The sequence below is a fragment of the Martelella alba genome, assembly GCF_005217455.1.
Classification (GTDB): Bacteria; Pseudomonadota; Gammaproteobacteria; order Enterobacterales; family Enterobacteriaceae; genus Acerihabitans.
Genome location: NZ_SZPQ01000001.1, coordinates 25,568 through 49,623, shown reverse-complemented (window position 1 = coordinate 49,623; position 24,056 = coordinate 25,568). Strand labels below are relative to the sequence as shown.

General features: G+C 52.0%; 21 protein-coding genes and 1 tRNA gene. 13 read left to right on the top strand and 9 right to left on the bottom strand.

Translation table 11 applies throughout. The annotated features are described in order from the left end of the window. Positions 1-245 precede the first annotated feature (245 nt). From FCN80_RS00235 to FCN80_RS00215, 5 genes are all read left to right on the top strand, one after another. Complete coding sequence (locus tag FCN80_RS00235) at positions 246-752, top strand: TorD/DmsD family molecular chaperone (protein WP_170975282.1); 507 nt, start codon at positions 246-248, stop codon at positions 750-752. Beyond that, positions 749-3,040, top strand: coding sequence for a molybdopterin-dependent oxidoreductase (locus FCN80_RS00230; protein WP_136987820.1), 2,292 nt, complete (start codon positions 749-751; stop codon positions 3,038-3,040). Before FCN80_RS00235 ends, FCN80_RS00230 begins: the two co-directional genes overlap by 4 nt. Continuing rightward, the gene (locus FCN80_RS00225) at positions 3,037-3,591 is read left to right on the top strand and encodes a 4Fe-4S dicluster domain-containing protein (protein WP_136987819.1); all 555 of its coding nucleotides are present in this window, start codon (positions 3,037-3,039) and stop codon (positions 3,589-3,591) included. Before FCN80_RS00230 ends, FCN80_RS00225 begins: the two co-directional genes overlap by 4 nt. 2 nt (positions 3,592-3,593) lie before the next feature. Continuing rightward, complete coding sequence (locus tag FCN80_RS00220) at positions 3,594-4,361, top strand: DmsC/YnfH family molybdoenzyme membrane anchor subunit (RefSeq protein ID WP_136987818.1); 768 nt, start codon at positions 3,594-3,596, stop codon at positions 4,359-4,361. 298 nt (positions 4,362-4,659) lie between these two features. Continuing rightward, complete coding sequence (locus FCN80_RS00215) at positions 4,660-5,385, top strand: FadR/GntR family transcriptional regulator (RefSeq protein ID WP_136987817.1); 726 nt, start codon at positions 4,660-4,662, stop codon at positions 5,383-5,385. Positions 5,386-5,496: 111 nt separating this feature from the next. Here the strand turns inward: FCN80_RS00215 and idnD are convergent, their stop codons facing one another. The 3 genes from idnD to FCN80_RS00200 are packed head-to-tail and all read right to left on the bottom strand — an operon-like array spanning position 5,497 to position 8,741. Continuing rightward, entirely contained in the window at positions 5,497-6,546 is a 1,050-nt protein-coding gene (gene idnD, locus FCN80_RS00210; RefSeq protein WP_136987816.1) for an L-idonate 5-dehydrogenase, read from the bottom strand. A 41-nt stretch (positions 6,547-6,587) separates the two neighbouring features. Further along, complete coding sequence (locus tag FCN80_RS00205; protein WP_136987815.1) at positions 6,588-7,949, bottom strand: MFS transporter; 1,362 nt, start codon at positions 7,947-7,949, stop codon at positions 6,588-6,590. 24 nt (positions 7,950-7,973) lie between these two features. Beyond that, on the bottom strand, positions 7,974-8,741 hold the full coding sequence (locus FCN80_RS00200; protein WP_136987814.1) for an SDR family oxidoreductase: 768 nt from the start codon (positions 8,739-8,741) through the stop codon (positions 7,974-7,976). 325 nt (positions 8,742-9,066) lie between these two features. Between FCN80_RS00200 and FCN80_RS00195 the strand changes: the two genes are divergently transcribed. The 3 genes from FCN80_RS00195 (at position 9,067) to FCN80_RS00185 (ending at position 12,741) form a co-directional block, all read left to right on the top strand. Next, a complete protein-coding gene (locus tag FCN80_RS00195; protein WP_306767818.1) occupies positions 9,067-9,846 on the top strand; it encodes a FadR/GntR family transcriptional regulator in 780 nt (259 codons plus the stop codon). A gap of 55 nt (positions 9,847-9,901) precedes the next feature. Beyond that, positions 9,902-11,158 (top strand): enolase C-terminal domain-like protein, encoded by a 1,257-nt coding sequence (locus FCN80_RS00190; RefSeq protein ID WP_230492408.1) that lies wholly within the window; start codon positions 9,902-9,904, stop codon positions 11,156-11,158. A gap of 926 nt (positions 11,159-12,084) precedes the next feature. Next, positions 12,085-12,741 carry a serine protease family protein gene (locus FCN80_RS00185; RefSeq protein WP_136987811.1) on the top strand — a complete coding sequence of 219 codons (657 nt, stop codon included), beginning with the start codon at positions 12,085-12,087 and terminating at the stop codon, positions 12,739-12,741. Between the two features lie 29 nt (positions 12,742-12,770). Here FCN80_RS00185 and FCN80_RS00180 read toward each other — a convergent pair whose 3' ends face one another. The 5 genes from FCN80_RS00180 to ulaG all read right to left on the bottom strand — a co-directional run bounded on the left by FCN80_RS00180 (position 12,771) and on the right by ulaG (position 18,403). Continuing rightward, positions 12,771-13,760, bottom strand: a complete 990-nt coding sequence (locus FCN80_RS00180; RefSeq protein ID WP_136987810.1) for a GlxA family transcriptional regulator — start codon at positions 13,758-13,760, stop codon at positions 12,771-12,773. Between the two features lie 876 nt (positions 13,761-14,636). Beyond that, positions 14,637-15,389: an HTH-type transcriptional regulator UlaR gene (gene ulaR / locus FCN80_RS00175; RefSeq protein ID WP_136987809.1), complete on the bottom strand. Its 753-nt coding sequence runs from the start codon at positions 15,387-15,389 to the stop codon at positions 14,637-14,639. Between the two features lie 91 nt (positions 15,390-15,480). Further along, positions 15,481-16,353 (bottom strand): L-ribulose-5-phosphate 3-epimerase, encoded by an 873-nt coding sequence (locus tag FCN80_RS00170; protein ID WP_136987808.1) that lies wholly within the window; start codon positions 16,351-16,353, stop codon positions 15,481-15,483. 15 nt (positions 16,354-16,368) lie between these two features. Further along, complete coding sequence (locus tag FCN80_RS00165; protein ID WP_136987807.1) at positions 16,369-17,193, bottom strand: Cof-type HAD-IIB family hydrolase; 825 nt, start codon at positions 17,191-17,193, stop codon at positions 16,369-16,371. A 142-nt stretch (positions 17,194-17,335) separates the two neighbouring features. After that, positions 17,336-18,403 (bottom strand): L-ascorbate 6-phosphate lactonase, encoded by a 1,068-nt coding sequence (gene ulaG / locus FCN80_RS00160; RefSeq protein ID WP_136987806.1) that lies wholly within the window; start codon positions 18,401-18,403, stop codon positions 17,336-17,338. Positions 18,404-19,032: 629 nt separating this feature from the next. Here ulaG and FCN80_RS00155 point away from each other — a divergent pair. The 5 genes from FCN80_RS00155 to FCN80_RS00135 all read left to right on the top strand — a co-directional run bounded on the left by FCN80_RS00155 (position 19,033) and on the right by FCN80_RS00135 (position 23,509). Further along, complete coding sequence (locus tag FCN80_RS00155) at positions 19,033-20,802, top strand: PTS ascorbate-specific subunit IIBC (RefSeq protein ID WP_136987805.1); 1,770 nt, start codon at positions 19,033-19,035, stop codon at positions 20,800-20,802. A 49-nt stretch (positions 20,803-20,851) separates the two neighbouring features. Further along, entirely contained in the window at positions 20,852-21,331 is a 480-nt protein-coding gene (locus tag FCN80_RS00150; RefSeq protein WP_136987804.1) for a PTS sugar transporter subunit IIA, read from the top strand. A gap of 41 nt (positions 21,332-21,372) precedes the next feature. Beyond that, complete coding sequence (locus FCN80_RS00145) at positions 21,373-22,095, top strand: L-ribulose-5-phosphate 4-epimerase (RefSeq protein ID WP_306767817.1); 723 nt, start codon at positions 21,373-21,375, stop codon at positions 22,093-22,095. 172 nt (positions 22,096-22,267) lie between these two features. Then, positions 22,268-22,912, top strand: a complete 645-nt coding sequence (locus tag FCN80_RS00140; RefSeq protein ID WP_136987802.1) for a 3-keto-L-gulonate-6-phosphate decarboxylase UlaD — start codon at positions 22,268-22,270, stop codon at positions 22,910-22,912. A 63-nt stretch (positions 22,913-22,975) separates the two neighbouring features. After that, on the top strand, positions 22,976-23,509 hold the full coding sequence (locus FCN80_RS00135; protein ID WP_136987801.1) for a YagU family protein: 534 nt from the start codon (positions 22,976-22,978) through the stop codon (positions 23,507-23,509). 267 nt (positions 23,510-23,776) lie between these two features. On the opposite strand, the gene FCN80_RS00130 is transcribed toward FCN80_RS00135, so the two are convergent. Beyond that, positions 23,777-23,851, bottom strand: a tRNA-Gly gene (locus FCN80_RS00130). Positions 23,852-24,056: the final 205 nt, after the last annotated feature.

Below are 24,056 nucleotides of genomic sequence, written 5' to 3'. Positions count from 1 at the left end.
CGGCGCTTTCGCAAAATCATTAATATGATAACTCAATGTGTTGAAATTGAGCACTGGATCAAAGAAATAAAACCATTAATATTATAAGGTTATTTTAAAGATATTTTCGTTTATTTTTTACAAAAACATAACTTATGCCAATGAATACCAGAGACGTATCCGCCGTGGAAAATGAAACTGCAGTTCATGACGATGACATATTCCCCTGTTGGGAAGCGATCGGTTTTTTATTACGAGACTTCTTTATGTCTCCGCGTCGGGAAACGCTAAACCAATTATTAACACTGACGGAGACTTATCGCGGCGAAACACAGCATAGTGCGCTACCGCTGTCTAAGACCGATTGGCAAGAGAACGAGTACGAATTCAATCGCCTGTTCATCGGACCGCAAGCATTGCCGGCGCCGCCGTATGCCTCAGTTTACCTTGAGGCCGAACCTCAACTGATGGGAAAAAGCACAGGGGAAATTCGCCAACTCCTTCATGGACTTGGCCTGGCCGTTTCCCTGGAAAACCGGGTACCGGATGATCATGTTTCCTACGAAATCGAACTTAGCCTGCTGCTGGCCAAGCTTGCCCCGCAACAACCCGTTTATGCGGAAACGCTGGCCTGGCTGGTGGGCGAACATATGCGTCATTGGCTCCCCCTCTTTACCACGCGCGTCGAACAACACGCGCGTACCCCCTCGTTATCGGCCGTCTCCAGGATCTTGTCACTGTGGTTCGTCGATGCGCAACGGAGAATAGCATGAGAAGCGATAGTCCCGAATTCCCCGATAGACGCTTGTTTATCAAAAAAATTGTCGCCGCCGGCGCGGTACTGGCGCTGCCGGGCGGTTTCCTAGTTCCCCGGCGGGCGGGCGCGCAACCGCCCATCCCCTACAACCCGAAAAATTATGCGATCTACCGTAATGCCTGTCCACGCAATTGCTTTGACACGTGCAGCCTGAAAACCTATGTCAAAGACGGGATGGTGACTTATGTGGAGGGCGCCGGGGAATCCACCTTTACCCACGGTATGCCCTGCGTAAAAGGCTTAACCTACCCGCGTCGGGCTTACAGCCCCGATCGGATCAAATATCCCATGATCCAAGACGGCCGCGGAACAGGCAAATGGCGGCGCATCTCCTGGGATGAGGCGATGAACCGAATCGCCGCCAAGATAATGGAGATCAAGAAAAAAGACGGATCCCTGCTCGGGCTGGCCTTGACCAAATATTCCGGCAATCTGGGCATTATGAACTATGGCGTGGAGGGCATGATGAGCTCGCTGGGCTATACCACCCGTTTCGTCGGTACGCCCTGCTGGCCCGCCGGCATTGACGCCCAGAGCTATGATATGGGCGACATGTGGTGCAATGACCCGGAAGATCTGGTTAAAGCCAAATATATCATCATTTGGGGCGCCAACCCGGCCTGGTGCTCGATCCACTCCATGAAATACCTCTACCAGGCGCGGGAACAGGGCGCCAAGGTGGTGGTCATCGATCCTTTGTTTACCCAGACCGCGGCCAAGGCGGATTGGTATCTGCGGGTACGGCCCGCCTCTGATGGCGCGTTGGCGCTCGGCATGGCGCGCCACCTGTTGGACAAAGGTTTAACGGATGACACCTTCGTCACACAATACGCCTACGGTTTTGCCGAGTTCGCCCAATATCTTCGCGACAACATCACCGTCGAATGGGCCGCAGAACAATGCGGATTGCCGGCGCAGACCATCCGGCAATTGACGGAGGAATTCGCCGCGGTCAAGCCGGCGACCATTTGGATTGGCTATGGCATGCAGCGGCACATTAACGGCGGGGCCAATGTCCGCGCCATCGACGCCTTCGTCGCCATGACCGGCAATATCGGTCTGGAAGGCGGCGGCGCCCGTTATGGGCATTTGCAGACCTGGGGGTTCAATTATGCCGCCATGACGCAAAAACCCCCCGCCGGCTCAGTGGGGTACATCGGCGAGCAGGGGCCGAAAGGCGAGTTCGTTTCCGCCGACAAAAGCGCGGCGCAATACACCGACCGTAGCTTGAATATCAATCAAACCGCCCAGGGAATCCTGGATGCCAACGACCCGCCGATCCGTATGCTGTGGGTGTCCTGCAAAAATCCGTTCTCCCAGGATTTCGATCACAACAAGATGTTGCGGGCCTTCAAGAAACTGGAAATGGTGGTCTGCGTGGATCAGTTTTTCAACAAGACGGTGGAACAGGCGGATATTGTTCTGCCGGTCACGACCTTGCTTGAGGAATGGAACATTTCGGTTTCTTACTGGCATTACTGGCTGTCCATCAATCAGCCGGCCATTAAACCCATGCACGAGAGCAAAACCGATCTGGAAATCGCCGCGGCGCTTTCCCGTGCCATGAACAAACTGGAGCCCGGATCATGCACCTTCCCTGAAAATGTGGACAGCAGGGAATGGGTCGGTAAAGAATTCAATGACGGCATTTACAAAATGTTCGGTATCACGTCCTGGGAGGAACTCCTCAACGGGCCGGTCAAAGCCAAACTGGGCAATAGCGCCGCCTGGTATGATCACAAATTCAAGACCCCCTCCGGCAAATATGAGTTCAAATCGGATTTATGCCGGGAACACGGGTTTACGGCGCTGCCCGAGTACAAACCGGGTCGGGAAAAGCACCTGCCGTTCCATTTATTCACGCCGCATGTTCTGTTCGGCATCCATTCGCAGTTTATCAACCTGGACTGGACGCGGGTGTTTTACCCCGAACCGTTCGTGTATATCCATCCCGCCGCGGCGCACAAAAAAGGCATCGCCGATAAGGACTGGGTGCGGGTCTTCAATTCCCTGGGCGAGGTCGTGGTCCGGGCACAACTCACCGTCAACGTGCCGGAGGATTTTCTGGTCATGTATGAGGCCTGGTTCCCGAAAAGCGCCTTCAATGTACAAAATGTGGTGGATGACACCCCGTCGGACATGGGGAAAATGAAAACCGGGGCGCCGGGTTCGGCCATCCATAGCCAATTCGTCGATATCGAAATTACCCGGACGCCGGTCGCCAGGGAAGGAGTTGAAGCATGAGACGCGCATTTTTAGTCGATAGCAATAAATGCATAGGCTGCCGGGGTTGCGCCATGGCGTGCAAAAGCTTCAATCAGCTTGAGCCGGAGATGTTCTGGCGCTATGTCTATCCCCTTGACGCCGCGATCTATCCCTACGAGGAAAGGGCGTTTTATTCCCTGGCGTGCAACCACTGCGAACATCCGGCCTGTCTGGCCGCCTGTCCGGTGGAAGCCTATAGCATCAGAGCGGACGGCGTCGTGGTCCATGACCCCGAGCGGTGTATCGGCTGTAAGAACTGCATCCGCTGTTGCCCTTATGGCGCGCCGCGCTATAACGAGGAAACCCGCAAAGCGGAAAAATGCAGCATGTGTTACGAACGGCTGGATATCGGCTTATTGCCGGCCTGTGTCGAAGCCTGTCCGGTTGGCGCGCTCAGCCTGGTCGATCTCGATAAACAGGATATACCGGCCAATGCGGTGCAATATCCGCCAGGCTATCCGCGCATGCCCGAACTGAATCCCGGCACCCGTTTCATTATGCCGCGCCTGCCTCAGCAGATAGGAGACTGATTATGGAAGACTATCAACTTCCTTTGGTGATCTTCACCTCGCTCAGCCAGACCGCGGCGGGCATGGCGATATTCGTGGCCTGGCGGCGATTGCGGGGTATTTATGTCGATCAGCGTAAAGCCTGGCTTACCATCGGCATCCTTTTGCTGCTGTCGTTGTTTGGCGCCACATTCCACCTGTCTTATCCCTTGCAGGGGTATAACGCGCTGATTAATCTCCAACACGCCTGGTTGAGTCGGGAGATTGTGGCCGCCGGCGCATTCGCCGTCGCCATCGCCGCGGCGTTTCTCACTCGCGGGAATAAGACCGCGGTGCTGGCCGCCGCGCTGTTTGGGGTCGTTTTACTGATTGTACAGGGCATGACCTATGCCGCGCCGGCGATGGTTGCCATCGCCAACGGCCTACCCATGGTGTTTTATTTCCTGACCGCCTGGGTCATGGGCGCGGCCTGCCTTCCCCTGCTCGATAAAACATCCTGCGCGCCCATTATGCGGCAAGGCATTTTATTGTTCCTCCTGGCGATGATCGTCGCGCCGCTGGTCTGGCGCAGCGGCGGCGTCATCATGCAGATGACCGCCCTGAGCTGGGGGACATCGCTGTTTTTCTGGGGCAGCCTATTGTGCTTTATCGCGGCATACCTGGTATCCTTCCGGCGAGATAAAGCGACGGCCGTCACGGCCCTTATCGCCTTGGCCGCAGTGGTGCTAAGCCGGCTGACCTTTTTCGGTGATACCGTTAGCACAGTGGTGAATATCGGCCATCCGTATTAATGCGTCAACGTCAGGACAACAAACGGATTTTCATCAAAGCGCTATAGCGCGTAACGGCTATAGCGCATAAATCATCCGGCCACGCGTTATCTTATCGCCTTCCCCGATGGCCTGGTCAGCTGATACCACCAGGGACGTTCTTCACAACAGGTTCCCGCCATGTTATATACTTGTCATACCTCAAGCGGCATCTTTTCCGGTGGTATTCCCTGGTCCCGGTTACTGAGCGGACAATACGGTCTTGAACGCTTCAGCGTGCAGGCAATCCTTGAGTAAGACAAATTTCCCGACAAATATCATGAGCATTGAATCCATAAAAAAACACAATGTGGTCAACGAAATCTATGAGCAAATGAAACTCAAGATTCTGGACGGGACGTGGCATCCAGGGTCCAAGCTGCCCTCGGAAGCCGAACTGACCCGCTCCTTCAATGTCAGTCGGGTCAGTATCCGCAGCGCCGTGCAGCGCTTGCGCGATATGGGCATCGTTATTACCCAGCACGGCCGGGGCAGTTTCGTCAGCGAGGGGCTCAATCATCAAAGCTTGCTGCAAGAGCAACGACCGATAGTGCATCTGAGTCATGAAGAGTTTCACGACATGATGGTTTTCCGGCAAACAGTGGAGTTCAAATGCATCTCACTGGCGGTGGAGCATGCCGCCGATGCGGACATCGCCAGAATGGAAGCGGCGCTAAACCGTATGCTGGTCAATAAAGACGATTACAAGAAATACTCCCTCGCCGACTACGAATTTCATTTGGCGATAGCGCAGGCCTCTCATAATTTGGCGTTTTTCAATGCGTTAAGCGCTCTGAAAGAGATGTATTGCTATTATCTGGAAGAGATAAGCCGAACACTGGGGATCTCGTTGGAAAGCATTGAGGCGCACATCAAGGTGTTCATGTCCATCAAGAACAAGGACGCGGAAACCGCGATCCAGGTAATGAAAGACGCCATGATGGAAAACGTGATCAATATGGATGCTTTAAAAACGCCCCTGGCAAACGAAAACGCCCCCCGTTAGGACCGCGCCCGCCGCACGGTCGCAGGCGCGCGACGACAGTCCGTACCTCAATTCTTCCCATGGCGAAACGATGATGGCGGCCCGTGCAGGCGCCGCCGGATGATAACCCGGTCAAAATGCCATCAGAACTTTGGCTGATTGGGTTTTGTCGGCCGCGGTAATGAGCGCCTTTTCAAGATTGTCCGGCGCAAACGTCGCGCTAATCAGCGGGGTCGGGTCTATACGTCCATCTTCCAGCCATTTTACCGCGGTGGCGAATTCACCGATAAAACGAAATGATCCCGTCAGGGTAATTTCCTTCACCAGCATAGGCATGATCGGGAAATCGGCCGTCGCGCTTCCCATACCCACCTGCACCACTTTGCCGGCCGGCCGGGTATAGTCCACGGTGGAGGCAATGGCCGCGGCATTGCCCGACACCTCAAAGGTCACGTCGAAATAGCCGCGGTTTTTCCGGTAAATATCCCCCCCACCCGGCTCGGCTGGATTGAATGCCGCCTCGGCGCCCATCGCCTTCGCCAAATCAAGGCAACGGGCGCTGACATCAGAGGCGACAATTTCCCCCGCCCCGGCGCTGCGCGCGGCGGCGATGATCAGACAGCCAATGGGACCGGCGCCGATAACCAAAACCTTTTTACCCACCAACGTACCCGCGACATTAACGGCATGTATCGCCACCGACAGCGGCTCTGAAAAGGCCATGACCGGCGCGGGCACCGCCGCATTATAGGGAATGCATTGTTGTTCGGACGCCACGACATATTGCGAAAAACCGCCGTCGACATGCGGATTGAATTGCGCGCTGCCCATAAAGCGCATGGAGGCGCAAAGATTTTGCCGCCCGGACAGGCATTGCTCGCAATGATTGCAGGGTTGCGAGGGGTTTATCGCCACACGCTGTCCCACCCGCAGGGATGAGCCTGCCGGCGCCGATTCGACCACGCCGACAAATTCATGCCCAAGCACCATCGGCTGTTTTAAAATAGACATCCCGGCACGGCCGTGCAGGTAATAATGAATATCGGATCCGCAAATGCCCCCGCTCGCCACTTTCACCAATACATCCTTGTCGGTAAAATGTATTTCGCGATCTTCCCAGCGGACATCCTTTGCACCATGGGCAAAACATGCCTTGCATGTTAATGCATTTGTTACACTCATGATCTGACAACCTCTGTTTTGTTCCAAAGGAATTTTACGGTTTACTGGACCTTGGGAAAGGGCTTGCTGTTATCGACGGAATTGAGCGTATTATTATTTTCAGGCAACCCAATTTTTTCAATTTTGCCCACCAGTAATAAATAAGACAACGCGCCAAGTAACGCCACTAAAACGATATAATCAATGGCCGCATGGAAATTTTGGGTACGTTGCAGCAATACGCCGATCACGATGGGGCTGACGATACCGGAAAGATTACCACATAAATTAAGCATACCACCGGTAGTACCAATATAGTCGTGGGGGATGACGTCGGTCCACACAACCCAACCAAGATTAGAAAAGGTATTGGCGAAGAAAGCGAAGGACAGAATCGCGATGGCAATGGCCGGGCTTTGTTCAAAATAGTTGACCAGCCCGATGGACATGGTGGCAATTAACCCCAATACCACTGGAAATTTGCGGGAAAATGTCTGTGATTTACCTTTTTTCAACAACATATCGCTGATGAAACCGCTTAGCAACGCTCCCGCCATCGCCATGATAAACGGCAGCATGGCCCAGATACCCGCTTTGGATATGGTGAGATGCAGGCCTTTTTCCAGATAGACGATAAACCAGGTCAAGAAAAAGTAGAGAGTGGAGGAACAGGCGAATTGTGTGATAAACAATCCCCATACTGTTTTCTTTTTCAGGAAAAAGAGAATATCGCCCCATTTGATCTCTGGTGTTTTATTTGCATGGCTTTCCGAGCCATACCCGCCCCCCACGCGAATCAGTTCCAGCTCGGCCTGGTTTGCTTTTTCAGCATGCTGCGGATCCCGATAAGCCATTAACCAATAAATGCCGAAAATGATGCCGATAGCGCCCGAGATATAGAATGACATACCCCAGCCATAATTCGCCACCAGGAAAGACAATACCGGGGTAAGAAATGCCAATCCAAGGTATTGCGCACTAAAATACACGGTGGTGGCACGCCCGCGTTCATGATCTGGGAACCATGAAGAGATGATCTTGGTATTAGCTAGGAATGAAGGGGCTTCAGCGGCGCCGATTAACGCCCGACAAATGATCAGCAGCAAAAACGCGGCGGAGGTCGTATTGAAAATCTTATGCGAGGCAATGCCCAGCGTAACGGTGAACAGGCTCCAGATAAATATCGCCGAACCATATAACATTCTCACGCCGAATTTATCCAACAGGTAACCGGCTGGAATCTGACAGGCGGCATAAGTCCAGGTAAACATGGAAAACAACAACCCCAATTGCGCCGAGTCAAGGGCAAGATCCTGTTGGATGCTGCCGCCGGCTACCGCTAAATTAGCCCTGTCCATATAGTTTATGGCGGTCACAATGAAGATCAGTGACAGTATGAAAAAACGTTGTTTAGTCGCTTTCATTTTGAAAATCCCGCACAGACATTTTTATAAAACCGCCAGCCAGCCGCCGTCTACATAGATCAACTGGCCATTGACATAGTCGGACGCCGAAGAAGCCAGATACACGGCGGTACCGATCAACTCCTCGGGTTTGCCCCAACGCTTGGAAGGGTTGGAACTCTTCACCCAGCGATCGAACTGTTCGTCAGCAATCAGCGCCGTATTCATGTCCGTCAAAATATAGCCCGGACCGATGGCGTTAGCCTGAATATTGTATTCGCCCCATTCCGCCGCCATAGAGCGCGTCAGCATTTTGATGCCGCCTTTCGCCGCGGTGTAGGGCGCCACCGTGGGCCGTGCCGCCTGGCTGGTCAGGGAGCCGATATTAATGATCTTGCCGCCGCGATGACGCGCGATCATGCGTTTGGCCGCTGCGCGTGAAACGACAAATACACTGGTGAGATTGGTATCGATAACCCGTTGCCAGTTATCCAGCTCGAGTTCCACCATGGGTTTGCGATATTGAATCCCGGCGTTGTTGATCAGGATGTCGATTTCGACGCCTTGCGCATCCCACTGGGCGAACGCCTCTTCCACAGCCGATTCACTGGTGACATCAAATGCGCCGCCCAATGCCTGATAGCCTTGTTGACGTAGCTTATCAACCGCTTCGTTAAGCGGATCGACGCGCAGGTCATTCAGTACCACCTTCGCGCCGGCCGCGGCCAGACCTTGCGCATAGGCAAACCCTAATCCTCGGGCGGATCCGGTGATCAATGCGGTTTTACCTGACAAATCAAATAACGCAGTCATTTCGCTACCCTCTCTCGGTATGCTGATTCAAATTGTTAACGACTAGGAAGGATGACTAATTACTATCTTGTATGACGTCATCTATATAATACCTTGCTGTCTAGACTCGGACAGATCAATATTCCGTGTTGCGATTTGTCGTTCCGATCACAAAAAGGATCTTTTAATCGAGACCGAGCATGGTATTTATAAAGTAATATCAATTACATATTTTATCAAGACGCTAAAAATGTGACTATGAACACACTTTCATGCCTTGCTGATTTTGTTTGTCGTCATGCCGTGATAAAAATAACGCATGTTGTATGACAACTAACAAGATAGCATGATAATGAACATTGCTTCCATCCAAAAACAGAGTGTTGTTAATGAAGTGTATGAGCAAATGAAAAAACGGATCCTGGAGGGGAGCTGGCCGCCAGGCAGTAAGCTACCGTCCGAGTCGGCCCTGACGGCAGCCTTTAATGTCAGCCGGGTCAGTATTCGCAGCGCGATGCAAAGACTACGGGATTTCGGCGTTATCACGACATTGCATGGCAAAGGCACTTTTGTCGCGAACATCCTGGATAAAGAGGCGCTAAACGCCCAGCGGCACCCCATCATGCATCTGAGCCAGGAAGAATTTTTCGACATGATGATTTTCCGCCAGACAGTGGAGTTCAAGTGTATGGAACTGGCGGTCAGCCATGCCACTCAGGAAAATATCGACGAGTTGGAGAATGCCTTGGATCGCATGCTCAGTAATAAAGAAGACTATAAAAAATACAGCCAGGCGGATTTTGATTTTCATCTTGCCATTGCCAGGGCATCCAAGAACAAGATTTTTTATTCCGTCATGAAATCAATAAAAAACATGTACTACTACTATCTGGAGGAGCTGAATCGCGCACTCGGCATCACTCTGGAAAGCGTGGAAGCGCATATTAAAGTCTTTATGGCGATCAAAAACCGCGATTCGTCAATGGCCGTGGCGGTCCTGGATAAAGCGATGGCGGAAAACACGGTAATCATCCAAAAAATCAGGCCGCCGATGGCAGACACCGCCCGTGAAAATATCGTTGAACTGAAACACCGCGCCCAGACTGGTCAGCAAGAGTCAAACTGATTCCGCCCGGCTTTTCGGCGTCGCTTATTTAACGTCATGCATGCTCAGAGGAAAGATGATGAGTCAAATTAAGATCACCAAAGTCAAAGTCATACTGACCGCGCCGGGAGGCATCGATCTTGCCGTGGTAAAAGTGGAAACCAATCAGCCCGGATTATACGGTCTGGGTTGCGCCACTTTTACCCAACGCATTTTCGCCGTCAAAACGGCGTTGGAAGACTATATGGCGCCGTTTCTGGAAGGCAAGGATCCGACGCGCATTGAAGACATTTGGCAATCCGCCTGCGTCAGCGGTTACTGGCGTAACGGCCCCATTATGAATAATGCCCTGTCCGGCGTGGATATGGCGTTGTGGGATATCAAGGGCAAACTGGCCGGTCTGCCGCTTTATGACCTGCTCGGCGGGAAATGCCGGGATGGCATTCCGCTGTATCGCCATACGGACGGCGGCGATGAACACGAAGTGGAGGACAATATTCGCGCGCTAATGGAAGAGGGATATCAGTATGTTCGCTGCCAAATGGGCATGTATGGCGGCGCCGGCACCGAGGATTTGAAACTTATCGCCACCCGGCTGGCCAGGGCGAAGAACATTCAGCCCAAACGCTCTCCCCGCTCCAGCACGGCCGGCGTGTATTTCGACCCTGACGCCTACGTCAGAAGCGTCCCTCGCCTGTTTGATCATCTGCGTAATAAGCTGGGCTTTGGCATTGAATTTATCCACGACGTGCATGAAAGAGTGGCACCCATCGCCGCGGTCAATCTCGCCAAAGTCCTCGAACCCTATTCGCTGTTTTACCTGGAAGACCCCGTGGCGCCGGAAAATATGGAATGGCTGAATACCTTGCGCGCCCAATCTTCGACCCCCATCGCCATGGGCGAGCTGTTTACGCACGTCAACGAGTGGCGTCCATTGATAACCCGTCATCTGATTGATTATATTCGCTGCCATGTCAGTACCATCGGCGGCATCACCCCGGCGAAAAAGCTGGCGACGCTGAGCGAAATCCATGGAGTGCGCACCGCCTGGCACGGCCCTGGCGATATCTCTCCGGTCGGGGTTGCGGCCAATCTCCATCTGGATTTAAGCCTGAGCAACTTCGGCATCCAGGAATATACGCCCATGAACGAAGCCTTGCACAGCGTCTTCCCCGGCTGCCCGGAAATAGATCGCGGCTATGCCTACTTAAGCGATCGGCCGGGCCTGGGTATTGATATCGATGAAGACAAGGCCGCGCAATTCCCTTGTAACGGCGGTATTCCCTCCTGGACGCTGGCGCGGTTGCCCGATGGCACTGCTGCGCGGCCGTAAAGCCGAATAACGCCGCGTCACGGCCGCATCCCGCCGCGTCACGGCCGCATCCCGCCGCGCGAAGCGGCGGAAAACAAAGTACGGCCGTATCCCGCCAGGCACAACGCGGCCCCGCCCCGCCAACGGGCGGAGGCCGTATTCCGGTCTCGTTATCCCTCCCGGTTTAGGGTACTCGCCCCTATTTCGTTCAAACGCCTCTTGACCGGTTGCCGTCAAGGGCAAAAAGGCGAAGATCATCGCAAAATTGACACATAAGAACTTTCCTAAATACGTATTATCCTAACATCAGAATCATTATGCTTGTCTTGGTTGGAACGCTTTATGAATTTACTTTTGCAACATCTTAGCGGCGCCATTTAACGCATGAATTTCTTTACTTTCTAACAGCAGTCACAGGTTCTGCCGAATGGATGTGATCGCTATTTTCTTGTTGCTACTGCTAATGTCATTCAGCTTTTATAAGCACAGGCAATTTATCGCGAAAAGAAAATTGCCACGACGGGCCTCGCTTTCCGGCAGGACCAGGAAAAAGCGGATCCGTGGACATAAGATACCAGCGGATGGCCGGCTGTTGAATCATGTGTCGGATAATAACCGCGAGAAGAAATTAATTTTAATCCATCAAATTGAAAGAGAAGAAGACCATAAAATAGCCTCATAATAATCAATTCTTTTTGACATGCTCTACATAATTCACGTTGCATAACGATGGCCGGCGAGCGCCGCCAATATAAAAGCAACGCGAGGTATGACGAGTATAAACATCATCCTCCATATCCGACGTTAATGTGAAATGTCGGGCCATCCGTGTCGATGCCACGCAGAATACATAATCACCGCTTAATGCCCAACCCTCGTCGGTGAGGTCGTCTGCCGCCCAAAATTCATTCTTGCATTTTTTATTAGAGGATATGATGAGAGCGACGATGCTTTTTATTTGGCTAACTTTATCAGGCTGCCAATCCGTTGGACATATTAAAATCGATTCCACCGCCAGCCAAAAAGCGGACATGCATTTTATCGGGATCCCTGTCCTTGCGGGCGCGATAGGTACAAGTTTTCCCATTACCCGGCATTACAGTTTGACGGCCGGGCATGTGGCCAAGATTATGCTGGTCAAAGTGAAAGCTTACAATCCACTCTGTGATGTTGCAATTATTTATCATGATAATACCGGACGCATATTGCCGAAACTGGAGCCGGCCACGTTAGGCGAAGGGCTACGCCTCTATGGATTCAACGCCTACACGGCTATGCCGACATCATCGTCCGGCCGTCTCGAACAATTCGGCTGGTGGGGCCAGCCCCGGACCAGTTGCCTGGTGGGGCTGACCGATGCCGGCGGTATCCAGGGAATGAGCGGCGGCCCCGTTTATGGCGCCGACGGCGCGGTGGTCGGCGTATTCACCGCAACACACCCTAAGCGGGATCAGAGTATATTTGTCCCCTATCAGATCATCGCTGACTGGATCCGGAAACAGCATCTTGATATGCAACCTGCCGATGACAGCCCGTCGCCCATACCGGATATGGCCAAGGTCTCGCCAATAACCATAAGCGAGCCCATCCGCGCATTCAATTGAACCCGGTCCGTTTCCGGCATCACTGGGAATTAATTTCCCGGTTTGAACTGCTTACGATAGCTTAACGGCGTGATACCGAGATTCCGTTGAAATGAGCGCCGAAAGACATCCGCGCTGGCAAAACCGCATTTGGCGGCGATATGATCCAGGTTCATCGAGGTCATTTTGAGAAACCGTTGCGCGGCTTCCACTCTTAACGTTTCGACGTATTTCGCAGGAGTAATATTCATTTCCTGCTTAAATATTCTGATAAAGGTACTTCTGCTGATAGCCAATCGCTCCGCCAATACATCGACCGTCAAATCTTGAGCAAGATTTTCGGTGAGCCAGGGTTGAAGCTCGCGGATACTTCGATGATTGGCGTATTGCGCCATTAAAGACAAACTAAGCTGAGCCTGATTGCCCGGCCGTCGTAAAAACAGTACCAGCTCTTTTGTCACTTTGCTGGCCAATAGATTGCCATGATCCTCGGCAATGAGATTCAGCACCAAATCAATCCCGGAGGACATGCCAGCCGAAGAGTATATTTTACCGTCCTTGACCCATATCGGCTGCTCCTCAATTTTTATACCCGGGTAACATTTGGCGAAATGATCCCTAATACGCCAGTGTGTCGTGACAATTTTATCTTTTAACATACCGCACTGCGCCAGGACAAATATTCCAGCGGACATCGAGCATATCCGCCGTACCCGTTTCTCCTGTTGACACAACCATTGAGTCACTTTTTCCGGATAAATACCGGAGGGAGGAAATTGCGTTGTGATGATCAGCGTATCGATAGACGATCGTGCCCATTTTTCATCATCGAGTGTGGCATGGGCCGTAAGGTTGATACCCGAGTCACATTGTATCTGTTTTTCATTTTTAGCGGAAACCAGCTCAACATCATACAATGGTCCATTTTGAATCAGCGTATTGGCGATACGAAAAGCTTCTAAGGGACCGGCAATATTTAACAAATCGATAGGTGGAATACTCAGGATAGCAATTTCTCTGGTCAATGTACGTAGTTTCATTTCAAATTCCTAAAGCATACCCAAAAATTATTTAACATTTGAATCTAATCATCGGAAATTTGGAATTTAATTAGATTCGTTATTAGTTCTTTACCGTTCCAAAATTTATACGCCATAGAGTGTATGTAGGAAGTTAAATCATTCCAAGTTTTTGTTTCAGATTTTTGAAATAAAAGGACACATTTTGGTTTTCCAACATAATGCATTGCATGACAAAAATTCACTTTGTAAAATGTAATATAATGTTTAATTTGTAATAGGAGGATTACATTACACTCTTTCAGTTTCCATGAAATTTTCTATCCGGCTTGGTCAGGACAGTATATTATTGCTTATTTTTCATCATATTATACGAAATACAGCGTTTGCTTTATATGTTGCACTAAGATAATACTCAATGACATTTTATCCTAAATGGTTTGGGAAAACTTAATTTAACATTATTTCAACATTTTATTATCACTTAGAATTTCTTCCAGCCTTTTGTCATGTTGAATGATGTCATTGTTGAAATATTTTGAAATATAGCTTTATTTATAAACAAAAAAACCTTTCCCCTGTCGAAAAAAACAAAAAGACGCTAAAAATTAAAATTTAGTGAGGCAATATCGCGGAAACGTCGATGAAGATCAGGCTGATATCGGGCCTGATTATCATTGCATACGGGGATAACCCGGCCGTTGAACAGGTCGCGGTGTCTGTTGGGGTATTGGCGGCGTCAAGATAAACGGCACAGGCCCACGCCGGCGGGTCGGGATATCTTCGTCGCCCTCCGCGCGCGTGCCCGTCCGGGTGGCGGGCGGCTAACGCCACGACGGCATGACATCGCCGGGTCGGTGGGGATATGGCGGGCAAAGAAAACCCTGCTCGCGATGCTTAGACAAGTATGACATCCACGCCGGTATCACGAAGCTTTTGCAATACTTCCGGCGAGGCGTCTTTGCCCGTGATTAACATATCAACACGGACGGCGGGACAGAACAGCATACCGGCACGCTGGCCCACTTTGGAGCTGTCGGTCAACACCACCAACTTCCCCACGTGGTCCAGCATCTTCTGCTCCGCCATGGCGGTCAGCATATCCATCTTATACAAACCGTCGGCGGTGATCCCTTTGCCGCTGGTAAACATCCAATGCCCCGCATAGAGCGATGAGATTTCGTCCTGGGGCGCCAACGTAATGGACTGGCTGCGGTTATACTGTCCGCCGATGATCACCACGCCTTCGTGCCCTTCCTCGATCAGGTAGCTCGCCAGGGGGAAATAATTGGTGATGACCTGCACATCCTGTCCACAAATTTCCTGGCCGAGCAAAAAGGCGGTGGAACCGCAATTGATGACCACGCTTTCCCCTGGTTTGATCAACGCGGCGGCGGCCCGGGCGATCCGCACCTTTTCATCGTGGAGGCGGTGCTGGATGTTCATCGGCGACCATTGTATTTTCTTTTGCGCAATGGCCTCGGCGCCATTGCGGACCTTGCGCAGCTTGCCGGTATCGTTCAGTTTATTGATATCGCGCCGGGCGGTCGCGGGAGAAATATCGAACGCTTCCATGAGACCGGTTACCGTCATATAGCGTTTCTGTTGCAGCAACGCCAAAATGGCTTCATGTCGTTGTATTTCCGTCATAAACTGCTCGCTGATGATTACTTATGATTGTAACAAGTATATTGCATTCATTTAGAAAAGGAATATCGCCATGTGAAGGGAGCGACACGGATCACGTGATGTTTATCCCCTCGGCCTGGCTCATGGCCACCAGACGGGATTTGGCGAGTTGTAAATTCTCCCGCCAGTGCGTATCCCGCGCCCACATTTCCAAGACCATCGGCCCTTGATAGTCAATTTCCGCCAGGGTGCGGAAAACCGCCGAAAAATCGACCTGCCCCTCGCCGATAATCAAATCCCGAAACTGCCCTTTGCTGTGTTCCGAGACTTTAAGCGTGTCCTTCAAATGAATCTGCACGATATGCTCACTACTGAGTTTGAGCTCCGTGCAGGTGTCGTAATTCCAGCCCGTGATATTACCGATATCCGGATAAGCCATAAAAAACGGAGATGGGATGGCTTTCTTTAGCACTTCAAATTTACTCAGCGAATTTAAATAGGGTGTATCCATGATTTCAACGCCGAGCATAATCCCCGCCCGCTCGGCCATCTTGGCGGCCGCCTTCATACCTTCGATGAAATAACGATGGGTTATGGGACTTTGCGGCTCGTAATAGACATCGTAACCCGCAAGCTGAATACAACGGATACCGAGCTTAAACGCGACCTTAATGGCTTTTTCCATGATGTCATAGGCCTTATGTCGGAGGCCGGCGTCCACGGATCCAAATGGAAAGCGGCGATGGGCGCTTAAGCACATGGATTGCAACGGCAAATCGTACGCTTCACACAAACGCCGCAACTGATAGATTTCCTCATCTGTCCAGTCCAGCCGGCTGAGACGCTCGTCGGATTCATCTATCGAAATCTCAATGAAGTCAAAACCGAGTTCGCTTGCCGCGTGTATTTTTTCTTGCCAGTGTAAACTCTCCGGCATGGCTTTTTCATATAAACCCAGGCGAAAGGGTTTTTCCACATTGTGCATAATGGACTCCAAGGCTTAAACGATGAAATAGTCCTGCAAAACGTCCAGGATGCCCTGTCCGTCATTACTTTCCTGGGTAATGCGATCGGCAATGGCTTTAATGGCGCTATCGCCATTGGCCATAGCAACGCCCAGCCCGGCCACTTGCAGCATGGAAAGGTCATTGTGGTTATCGCCAATGGCGATAACCTGCTCCGGGGCGATGGCGCAATCGTCAAGCAGCGCCTGAAGCCGGGCCCCTTTCGTATTGCCCCGCCGGGCGAAATCAATACGGTTATGCCAGGATTGCTCAAGGGTAAAATGCGACTGAAGCCATTGCTGGCGCGCGAACCCGCCAATCGGCCCGATATCGCCCTCGACGACAAACTTCCAGACATACCGGGTATCGGCCAAGGCGGATTCCAGGGAGGCGACCCGGACAATATCCGGCCGACTCTCCGCCGGCAATTGCAGAGACCAGCGTGCCATGGCGGATAAATACGCCACCGGCGTGCTGGCCGACATCATCATCCGCTCGTCCGTGTACATCGCCACCTTCAGCCCGGCCTGCCGGGCCAACGCCAGAAATTGCGCGGCGTCTTCGTGGTCGATGGCCTGCCCGGCCAGGACGGACTCCGTCGCGTAATCATAAAGATAGGCGCCATTACAGCTGATAACCGGCGTCGTGAGTCCCAGCTCGCGATGATAGGGTCTGGCCGCCGTATGGTGGCGCCCTGTGACCAAAATCACCCTGGCCGTCAAGGCAATCCGGCGCAGCGCGTCGCGCACGGCGGGGTGAATATGCTGGTCGCTGGTCAGCAACGTGCCATCCAGGTCCAGCGCCAATACACGGTATGACATGATGACCTCTGCTGGTCTACGCTCGAACCCATTGGATATGCCGAGCATGCATACGCAAAAAAGCAGCACGGCGATAGGCAGTTAACCTCAAAGTGCGAACCGGAAACAGGCGCTGCATACCGCCGTGTGCTAACCCTGTTCCTTAAAGGAAAGATTTATACGGCAGCTCCGGCTCATCGATGAAAATATCGTCGAACCCGCGCGGGTGCTGATAATGTATTTTCGCCTGGTCTGTCGGATAGGTGTATTTCCCCCCGACCTGCCAAAAGAAAGGATGGAATCCATAATTCAGACGTTCTTTTTTCATCTGCCAGAGCACTTCGATTTCCCGTGGATCGCTTTGGAAATTGGCCCATATGTCATGATGAAAGGGAATGACGACATTGGCATTCAACGATTCGCCGGCACGCAATATGTCCGATGAGGTCATTTTATCGGTAACGCCGCGCGGGTTTTCCCCATAAGAAAGCAGCGCCACGTCAATGCGATGGTCATTGCCGTGTTTTGCGTAATAATTGGAATAATGTGAATCTCCAGAATGGTAAAGATGACCCCCGGAGGTTTTCACCAGATAATTGACGGCCCGTTGGTCCATACCATCCAATAAGTCCTTGTCCCGGGAGGAGACACCTTGCGGCAGCGTAACCAGCGCGGTGCGATCAAAGGCGTCCAATACCAAGATGCTGATGTCGCCAAGGTGGATTTCATCCCCCACCCGCGCCACGATGCAACGTTCCGGCGGGACGCCCCAGGATACCCATAAATCCACGCAGGCTTGCGGGCCGATGAACTTCACGGGCTTATCCACATTTTGCATGACGGCCGCGGCGACATTCGGATCGATATGATCGGCATGATCATGGGTTGCCAGCACGGCATCAATCGTTTTAATGCCGAAGGGGTCCAACACAAAAGGCGAGGTGCGCAGGTTGGGCTGCAACTTGCGTACCCCGCCCATGCGCATCATCTGATGCTGTTTCTTCATTAAGGGATTCTGGTGGGTGCGTTTACCCGTGCCGCACCAAAAGTCGATGGTGATATTGGTGTTACCCGCCGATTTCAACCAGATACCGGTGCAGCCGAGCCACCACATTGCAAACGTTCCGGGGCGCACGTGCTCTTGTTCAATTTCCTCATTTAGCCAGTTACCCCATTCCGGGAACGTACTGAGAATCCATGACTCTCTGGTGATTTCGTCGATTTTGCTCATTTGGCGGCTCCTGTTAGCGCAAAAAAGGGTGACGCAATGCCGGATCTTGCCGGCGTAATCCCCTGCCAGTGACGGTTGGCGTGCTGACGCGTGTGATTGCAAGTGATTTTATATGATTATATAAGATTTTTTATGATTATAATGAGTTTATTTTGATTTTATGTGATTGAGTTATCAGTTTGCCCATCACCGAATGACAATGGACGCTGACAGCTCGCCGTCCTTGGCTAAAGCAACCACGCAGCCTGTCGTTCGACGACGGGTAAGCATAGTGGGAGCCGCTTGGCCGGTCACAGGCTATGCCCCTATGTGATCGGCGGTACAACGCCTTATGAAGACTCATTTTAACTACATGAAAAATCAATTAAAAAACGAACACGCCCTTAAGTTCCGAAAATTTATTTGTCAATCGGTTTTCATTTTTGTGAGACAATGCTGAAAATTGTACGAGATATCGCTCACAATAAATCATAAAGAATCTTTTTATGATTCCTTATGATTGGTATGGTTATCTTAGCGAACAGAAACAGGCGAGTGATGGTGTGGTTGCGTCGGTGAGCATGTTCGGCTCAAGTCCGGGCATTTGACCAATCCCACCGACATGAGAATCCATTTAACGAGGCATCACCATGGAAACCCTGTATCACATTTTTTTCATATTTTATAGCCAGGTAATGACAAAGGCGCCTTTGTTGCTCGGGATAGTTACCTGCATTGGCTATGTGCTTTTACGCCGCGACGGCACCACCGTACTCAAAGGCACCATCAAAACCATTGTGGGTTTTATGCTCGTTCAGGTAGGTTCCACCACGCTGGTGGAGAGTTTCAAGCCAGTGGTGGACAAGATTGCGCTGTACCATCATTTGGTCGGTTCCGTTATCGATCCTTATACCACCATGATGGCCACCATGCAGACCATGGGAGATAAGTATTCCTGGGTCGGGTATGCCGTATTATTGGCGTTGGGATTGAATATTCTGCTGGTGGTATTTCGCCGGATAACGGGCATCCGCACGATCATGCTGACCGGTCACATCATGTTCCAGCAGGTCGGGCTGCTGGCGGTTTTCTACATGGTGATGGGCGCGTCCATGTGGCAAACCATCATCTACACCGCCATTCTTATTGCGCTGTATTGGGGAATATCATCCAATATCATGTTCAAACCGACCGAAGCGGTGACGGGCGGCGCCGGTTTTTCCATTGGCCACCAGCAGCAGGTTGCATCCTGGATAGCCACCAAGATTGCGCCAAAACTCGGTGATAAGGAAAACAGCGTCGATAATCTCAACTTGCCGAAATGGCTGCACGTTTTCCACGACAGCATTACGGCAACCGCGATTGTCATGACCCTGTTTTTCGGCATTATTCTGCTGTCCTTTGGTCTGGATAACCTACAGAAAATGGCGGGGTCGACCCATTGGACCATCTACATTCTGGAAACCGGTTTGAAATTCGCCGTAGCCATACAAGTCATTGTAATGGGTGTGCGCATGTTCGTGGCGGAACTGTCGGAAGCGTTTAAAGGGATATCCGAACGGGTTATTCCCAATGCGGTCATGGCCATTGATTGCGCGGCGATTTACTCCTATTCCCCCAACGCCATGGTTTTCGGTTTTATGTGCGGAGCCATCGGTCAGTTTTGCGCCGTGATCGCTTTACTGGTGTCCAACTCCGCCATCATGATCATTCCCGGTTTTATTCCCATGTTCTTTTCCAATGCCACCATCGGCGTATTTGCCAACCATTTCGGCGGTTGGAAAGCCGTGATGAAAATCTGTTTCGTCATGGGCATTATCGAAGTTCTGGGTTCCGCATGGGCAATTCATTTGTTCGCCTTGCACGGCACGGCGTTCCATGCCTGGATGGGGATGGCCGACTGGGCATTAGTGTTCCCACCCATTTTGCAAGGACTGTCGATGTCGTCCTGGTTTTTCTTCGTCTTATTGGCAGGCGCGGGGGTTTACATGTACTTCGCCTCGCGCAAACTGCGCAGGGAAGAAGACGCCCTGGCGCTGGCGGCGCAAGCCCCGGCCAATACAGCGCCGGCTGACGTTCCGCCCCAGTCAGGCGCAACGGGAACCGAATCCGAGGCGGTGAACCGTCCTATCCGCATCTTGGCGGTTTGCGGCAACGGACAAGGGTCGTCCATGATGATGAAAATGAAAATCGGCCACTACCTGGAACAAAAGGGTATTCCGGCCGTCATGGATTCGTGCGCGGTATCCGATTACAAAGCCAAACTGCCGAACACCGACATTATTGTTTCGTCCAAGCATTTATCAGGGGAAATGGATCCCGGTGAAGGCAAGTTTGTTCTCGGGGTGCAGAACATGCTGAACCCTAATTCGTTCGGTGATGAATTACTTGGCCTGATTAAACGCAATTTCGCCCATTAACCACCCGTTGTACCCGCCGGCCGGCCAGGCCGGCGAGAGAGGAGTCCACATGAATTTCAAAGAATCGTTGATTGACAATAATTCCGTCCTGCTTCAGGCGACGGCGGCGGATTGGCGGGATGCCATTCGTTTGGGTACGGATATGCTGGTGGCATCCGGCGCCGTCACGCCGGATTATCCAAAGGCCATTATCCGCAGCATCGAAGAGCACGGTCCCTATGTCGTCATCGCGCCCCAATTCGCCATGCCCCACGCCCGCCCGGAAGACGGCGTTAACCGCACCGCCTTCGCCCTGGTAACCCTGGCCTCTCCAGTTGTTTTCGACGGTGAAAACGCCCCCGTCGATGTGCTGATTACACTGGCCGGCAGTACCTCCGACGAACATATGCAAGGGTTGATGCAAGTGACGCAGGTCCTGGACGATCCGGCAAGCGACACGGGCATAAACCTGGATAAATTACGCCAGTGCCGCACTAAAGAGGATGTCTGGCGAGTCATTGACGCCGCGATAAGCGCGAACATGGCCTGAAAACCGCCACTGTGGCCGTTATTATGCGTTGAGGGAGGAAAATGATGTTCCGGGAATTAAAACAGGCTGTTCTGGCGGCGAATCTGGCCCTGCCCGCGTATGGGCTGGTGACATTGACCTGGGGAAATGTTTCCCAGGCCGACCGCCGGCTGGGGGTAATGGCGATAAAGCCGTCCGGCGTCGATTACGGGCAAATGACTGAGGAAGATATCGTTATCGTCGATTTGGAAAATGGCCGCGTCATTGAAGGGCGATTAAATCCATCCAGCGATAAGGCGACGCATTTGGTGTTATACCGCGCCTTCGGCCTTATCAACGGAATTGTCCATACCCATTCGCGAAACGGAACGATTTGGGCGCAGGCGGGCATGGATATTCCGGCGCTGGGAACCACGCACGCGGATTATTTTTATGGCGACATTCCTTGCACGCGTGCATTAACAGACGCGGAAATCCGTACCGATTATGAAATAAATACCGGCAATGTCATTGTTGAACGCTTCCTACAACAGGATCTCGATCCCTTGGCGATGCCGGGCGCGCTGGTTACCGGACACGCGCCCTTTTGCTGGGGCAAGGATGGCATGGATGCCGTACATAACGCCATTGTGCTGGAAGAAGTGGCGGCAATGGCGCTATCGACCCGCGCGCTGAACACGCAAAGCCATATTCCGCAAGCTCTGGCGGATAAGCATTATTTCCGTAAGCACGGGGCAAACGCGTATTACGGACAACGGATTGCAACATCCCCCCCGACCGATTAGTCGAAGGGCCGCCGGCCTGTTGCAATCAACTTAATGATATCCGGCGGATTATACGCCGCCGCAATGATACGTGAATGAGGTAAGGCTCAGCTATTCACGGTGAGGATCAGTACGCCTTAAATGCGGCTCACGACCCGTCTTTATTATTTGATAATGTAAAGGAGTTAATTTTATGACCAAGCCTTTATTGCAAATCGCATTGGACTCGACAGACCTGGCCACGGCAATCGGTATCGCCAATCAGGTGGAAAGTTTCGTCGATGTCATTGAGATTGGCACCATTCTGGCCTTTGCCGAAGGCATGACGGCGGTTAGCACATTGCGCCGACAGCACCCGGAGCACCTTATCGTCTGCGACATGAAAACCACCGACGGCGGCGCCATTCTGGCCAAGATGGCGTTTGGCGCGGGCGCGAACTGGATAACGGTATCCGCGGCGGCGCATATCGCCACCATCGCCGCCTGCAAAAAGGTCGCTGACGAATATCACGGTGAAATCCAGATTGAACTTTATGGACACTGGACCCTGGAGGACGCCAGGCAATGGGTAACGATGGGGATCAAACAAGCGATTTATCACCGCTCCCGCGATGCGGAATTGGCGGGGGTAAGATGGACGCCGGAGGATCTGGAACGTATGCGCGCATTGTCTGATCTGGGACTGGCTATTTCAATCACCGGCGGAATTGTGCCGGAAGATATTCATTTATTCCAGGGGATTCGCGCCAAAACATTTATTGCCGGCCGGGCGCTGGCTTCGGATACAGGCAAGGCGACAGCGCAGGCGCTGAAAAATGAAATTGATAAATATTGGTAAGCAGGACCGGTTTTGCGCCCGATGAAGGGCAAACAAAATCCTATATTGGGATGGGAGGAGAAAATGGTTTTTAAGGTCGACACGCCAAAACAGAAAATCATCGTTGCGATTTTGGTCGGGATCATCGCCGCGATAGTATGCGGCTATGCCAAATTGGGCTGGGAAGTGGTGCTTCCGCCAAGAACGCCGCTACGGGATGCCATAAACCCGCCGCAAACCCTGTTGATGCAATTGGGCTTTACCAAGGATTTCGTCACCAGCACCTACACTTACAGTTTACATCACCTGCCTTATATCAGCTTTTTTGTTCATTTCGGTTTCACCTTCTTTTTCATGATACTTTACTCCATCATTGCCGAGTTTTGGCCGAAGATCACCTTATGGCAAGGGGCGGCTTATGGCATTGTGATATGGATAGCTTTTCATCTTATCTTGATGCCCGCCATGGGAACCGTTCCTGCTCCCTGGCATCAGCCGTTCGCTGAACATTTCTCCGAATTATTCGGGCACGCGTTCTGTTTTTGGCTGGCGGAAGTCGCCCGGCATGATTTCAGAAGGCGGTTTACCCATCAGCCCGATCCGGCGGATCAGTATTGAATGGCTTTTACGCGCGGCGGCAAGTAGGCGATAATTTCGTTAGGCACGAGTGTGAATCGCCGACGGCCGTCCTTGGGTGAGAGACACGGCGGGTCTCTCACGCCTTCCCAGGGGCGAGGCCCCTTCGTGACGGGAATACGTCATGGAGTCAGCCTTAATCAAAATCAAAGGGGGGTATTCAGTGGATTTCGCGGGATGCGCAACGAAATGCTTATCCTGTTGAATCGGAGACTGACAAACTGAGGGAAACATCGAAAGGGAAAGAATTGGAGCGGGAAACGAGGCTCGAACTCGCGACCCCAACCTTGGCAAGGTTGTGCTCTACCACTGAGCTATTCCCGCTTATATCTGCATGTTTCGAGCCACTCTTCCGCCAACAGCGCCCACGCCCGCCACATCACCTACCGCGAGCCTGAAAATTCGCTTAGCGACCACCGTGATATCGCTCGAAACCGTCAATGACACCGACAAATCATTGTCGGTATGGGGAGCGCATTATACGAGAATTCTTAAGGGCTGCAAGCCCCTGTACCGTAAAAAACGCCTC